Source organism: Okeania sp. SIO2F4 (genome assembly GCF_010672385.1).
In the GTDB taxonomy this organism is placed as follows: domain Bacteria; phylum Cyanobacteriota; class Cyanobacteriia; order Cyanobacteriales; family Microcoleaceae; genus Trichodesmium.
On the sequence record NZ_JAAHGT010000930.1, the window covers coordinates 1 to 3,801 of the forward strand.

3 protein-coding genes and 2 pseudogenes are annotated in these 3,801 nt (G+C 32.5%); 1 reads left to right on the forward strand and 4 read right to left on the reverse strand.

Translation table 11 applies throughout. The features are described from left to right. Window positions 1-354 precede the first annotated feature (354 nt). The 4 genes and pseudogenes from F6K22_RS35105 to F6K22_RS35120 all read right to left on the reverse strand — a co-directional run bounded on the left by F6K22_RS35105 (window position 355) and on the right by F6K22_RS35120 (window position 3,699). Window positions 355-564, reverse strand: coding sequence for a hypothetical protein (locus F6K22_RS35105; protein ID WP_293109114.1), 210 nt, complete (start codon window positions 562-564; stop codon window positions 355-357). A gap of 339 nt (window positions 565-903) precedes the next feature. Further along, window positions 904-2,403 (reverse strand): annotated as a pseudogene (locus tag F6K22_RS35110) (CHAT domain-containing protein). A 33-nt stretch (window positions 2,404-2,436) separates the two neighbouring features. Next, window positions 2,437-3,054: pseudogene (locus F6K22_RS35115) on the reverse strand (hypothetical protein); the annotation flags it as partial. Window positions 3,055-3,207: 153 nt separating this feature from the next. Next, a complete protein-coding gene (locus F6K22_RS35120) occupies window positions 3,208-3,699 on the reverse strand; it encodes a tetratricopeptide repeat protein (RefSeq protein WP_293109117.1) in 492 nt (163 codons plus the stop codon). Here F6K22_RS35120 and F6K22_RS35125 point away from each other — a divergent pair. Continuing rightward, on the forward strand, window positions 3,604-3,801 hold a 198-nt coding region (locus F6K22_RS35125; protein WP_293109119.1), incomplete at its 3' end, for an ATP-binding cassette domain-containing protein. The two genes, F6K22_RS35120 and F6K22_RS35125, sit on opposite strands and share 96 nt — an antisense overlap.

Genomic DNA, 3,801 nt, shown 5'->3' on the forward strand with positions numbered 1-3,801 from the left:
TAATAAAAAATTATTGGTACGGGAGCAAGATGCTAAGGTGTTTCGTAACAAAAATAATTACAATGCACGACCAATGAAAATATCATCACCACCAATTTTTTTATCTTAATTAGGACTTACACATTACAAGGTATTTTCGTCATTGCGACCCACAGGGAAGCAATCTCAAATCCTAGTTTTTCGTGCCTCATGCGTAAGTCCTGTTAATATTAAACTCTAGTTGCAACGCACCTTAACTGAGGTACAGTTGTTTTTCTTCTTTTTTATTCCCTACTCCCTACTCCCTACTCCCTAAAGCAAAGGAATTTTGTACCTCACGCTTCTTGGGAATTGCTATAACTATTCAAATGAAAATTACTTATCTTTATTACTCGTCCAACTTTGATACGCTACGAACAAAAATAAAATTCCAAAAAGTAATATAAATATACCATATTCTCGAATTAAACTTTCTGAACTATCATCAATTTCTGCCGTTTCTAATCCTAATTTGCGTTGCAAAGACTTCAAAATTCCATAAAATTTCTGGGAAAGATTCATTAAAACAAACGGAATATACTTCATATTTGGGTATAGATTTGGGTATAGATGTAAACGACTATTCAATCATTATTGCTCAAATAGAAAATTCTGCAAAGATGATTATTAATCTGTTTAGTGTTAGATTGGAATGTGATAGCGATCGCCTCAACAGAATATATATTCAGCAAGCTCCAAAATCACTTGTTTGTATAATCTTTCAGTGTCAAAGATCGACGTATTTTAGATATTTTACTTAACGAACGACAAGAGGATAATTCATCTGAAGGTTAATTTTTTTGCTCTGATAATCTTGAGGGACAAAAATAGTTAATCATATTCCTTAAAAAAATCACTTTTAGTAGGGGAGGAATTATATTGACTTTACTGACTAATAGCAGAAAATGCTGCCCAATAAAAAGGGTCTTTAAAAGGTTGGTCGTTATCTGATAGTCGGTGAAATCGACGTCTAAGAGATATTCTAAGAGTTGCATTAATGGGAAGTTGATTATTTTTAATCCATTCCTGTAATTCTTTTTTAGTGATATCTCGTAACCAAATTTGAGCTTTATTAATAGCAACTGATACAGTCAAATTTTGACGAAGGTTTTGATAAAATTTAATCATTATAAAAGCAGTAGATAAATCACTAACTTTCCACAAATTACTAACAACATTAGAACTTCCTGCGTAAATGAAACTGCTAGGAAAACTAATATATTCATCACTAAGATCGGTAAAATCTGTTAATCCCGTTTCACAAGCTGATAAAGTAACTAAACGACATTGACTCAAGTTAAGCCCAAAGACTTCAGCTAAGGTCAAATTTTCGGTTTTAGTTTCAGTATTAGACATCTCCGATAATTCACCTGAAACTCCTTTACAACGGTTATTGAATCCTAATTTATGGAGAGAGCTATTAGCTAATAATAGGGATGATTCTCAAGGAGAATTTATATTAAAATAACCATGGCATGAAAAATAAAGACAATTAATTGATGAAAAGTCATTATAACTATTGAAGGCAGTTTTGCTTGTTTTTTCTTTCGCTAAAATTTCAGCAGAATCAAAATATGAACTAATTGTTTCTACTTCTAAGTCAGTGTAACTTAAGTCTTCCGTAGGATTTTGAATAGCAAATAACTTGTTAAAGTTAGGACGTTGCTGATTTTTAATCAGTTGCAATAATTTACAACTTGGGGAATAAGTTACTTCATAACGATCTAATAAATAACTACCATCATTTAAGATAAAAGCATGAATTGGTAATAAGTGTAAAAAGCGATGGGGAATTAAGATAATTTTCTGGCATTTTTGAGGAATATGGGAAATAATTTCATCTAAATGCAGAATTTGAGCAAAATTTCTTAGATAAAATGATAATTCACTTTGCCACTGTTGTTTATCAGAGTAGTAGAGATTCAGATATTCATTTATAGGAGCAACAAATTCATCGAAAGCAGCTTTATCTTGAAATAGAAAATTTTTGTTGATTGGTATTTCGTAGGCAACATAAAATTCTCTACTATTAATTGTTTCTTGTTCTATATCTCCTTTGCGAAAGCCTTCCCTTTTAATTTTTACCTGGTTTATATCAGCAAAATGAAATTGTAAAATTTGGGGTTGATTATAATGACGAGTCGTAATAAATGTAATAATTTGATTATCTGTAATGTACCATTCAATAATTGCTGTTTTGTCATCGATTAAATTTTGAATCTCCTCAAAAGTAATAGGTTCAATTTTTTGGGTAAGTTGAAAAGTAGGGTTAATAGGGGTAATTTCTTCTGCAATTAATTCATCTAACTCTTGTTGAAGTAGATTAAGTTTACCACAGTCAGTTAGTTGAGGTTGTAACCTCTCTCTTTCAGTAATTACCCTCAACTTATGATTATTTTGTTCGATAGTTAGTCGCTTTTATTCAATAGTAATCTCTCTCCTAAGTCGGTCTAATTTTTGGATAACTGTGGGTGAAATATCACCTTTAGGATATAAGTCGCGGTTAGCAATAAGTTCAACTAAAGTTCTATTTTTACTGAGTGCTACATACTCTATGGCTTTATCTATTTGTCCCAAATTAATGTAGGATTCAACGATACTATAATAAACAGTAATAGCTTGAGAGATAATTTCTTGGCGACGTATTTCTGTGATTGCCCAACTACAAGAAATTTCTACTGCTTTAATAGCAATTTTGTAGGTTTTAATAGCCCATTGCCATTCTGCTTTTTGAAAGTATAAATCACCTAAATTATGACTAACCGTTAAACATTCAATAGGAAAATTTTCAGCAGTAAAAATTTGCAAGGAATTTTGAAAAGCTGTAATTGCCATTTCAAGATTTTCCGCTTTATCTCCTTTTATTCTGTTTCCATAGGCAATGGCTAAATTATTCTGAGTTTCTGCCCATTTCAAAGATAAATCTTGTTTCGTATAAACCGTTAAAGCTACTTGTAAAGAAGCGATCGCCCGTTCAATATTTTCAGCTTTATTTCCTCTAATTCTTTCTCGGTAAGCATTGCCTAGATTATTTTGAGTTTCAGCCCATTGTCAAGGGAAATTTTCTTTCGTATAAACTTCTAAAGCCATGTTTAAAGAAGCAATTGCCATTTCAATATTTTCAGCTTTATTTCCTCTAATTCTTTCTCGATAAGCATTGCCTAGATTATTTTGAGTTTCAGCCCATTGTCAAGGGAAATTTTCTTTCGTATAAACTTCTAAAGTCATGTTTAAAGAAGCAATTGCCATTTCAATATTTTCAGCTTTATTTCCTCTAATTCTTTCTCGATAAGCATTGCCTAAATTATTTTGAGCTTTAGCCAATTGTAAAAGTGAGGTTTCTTTAGGTTGAGCTTGCAAAGCATTTTGCAAACAAAATATTGCTTGTTCAATATTTTCAGCTTTATTTCCTTTTATTCTTTCTATATAAGCAATTCCCAGATTATTTAAAGTTTCAGACCATTGTAAAGGTAAGGCTTCTCTAACATTTTGCAAACACAATATTGCTTGTTCAAGATTTTCCGCTTTATCTCCTCTTATTCTTTGTCGATAAGCATTACCTAGATTGTTTTGGGTAGTTGCCCAATCTTCAGGAAAATTTTCTTTAGAGTCAAACTTGAAGAAGAAGACAAGCAGATCCTGAAAGGTGTCGATCTTAAGATTGGCGCCGGTGAGGTGCATGCGATCATGGGGCCCAATGGCTCCGGCAAATCGACGCTGTCTTATGTGCTCTCGGGCCGGGATGGCTATGAGGTGACCGGGGGGTCGGCCACTTTGGATGGG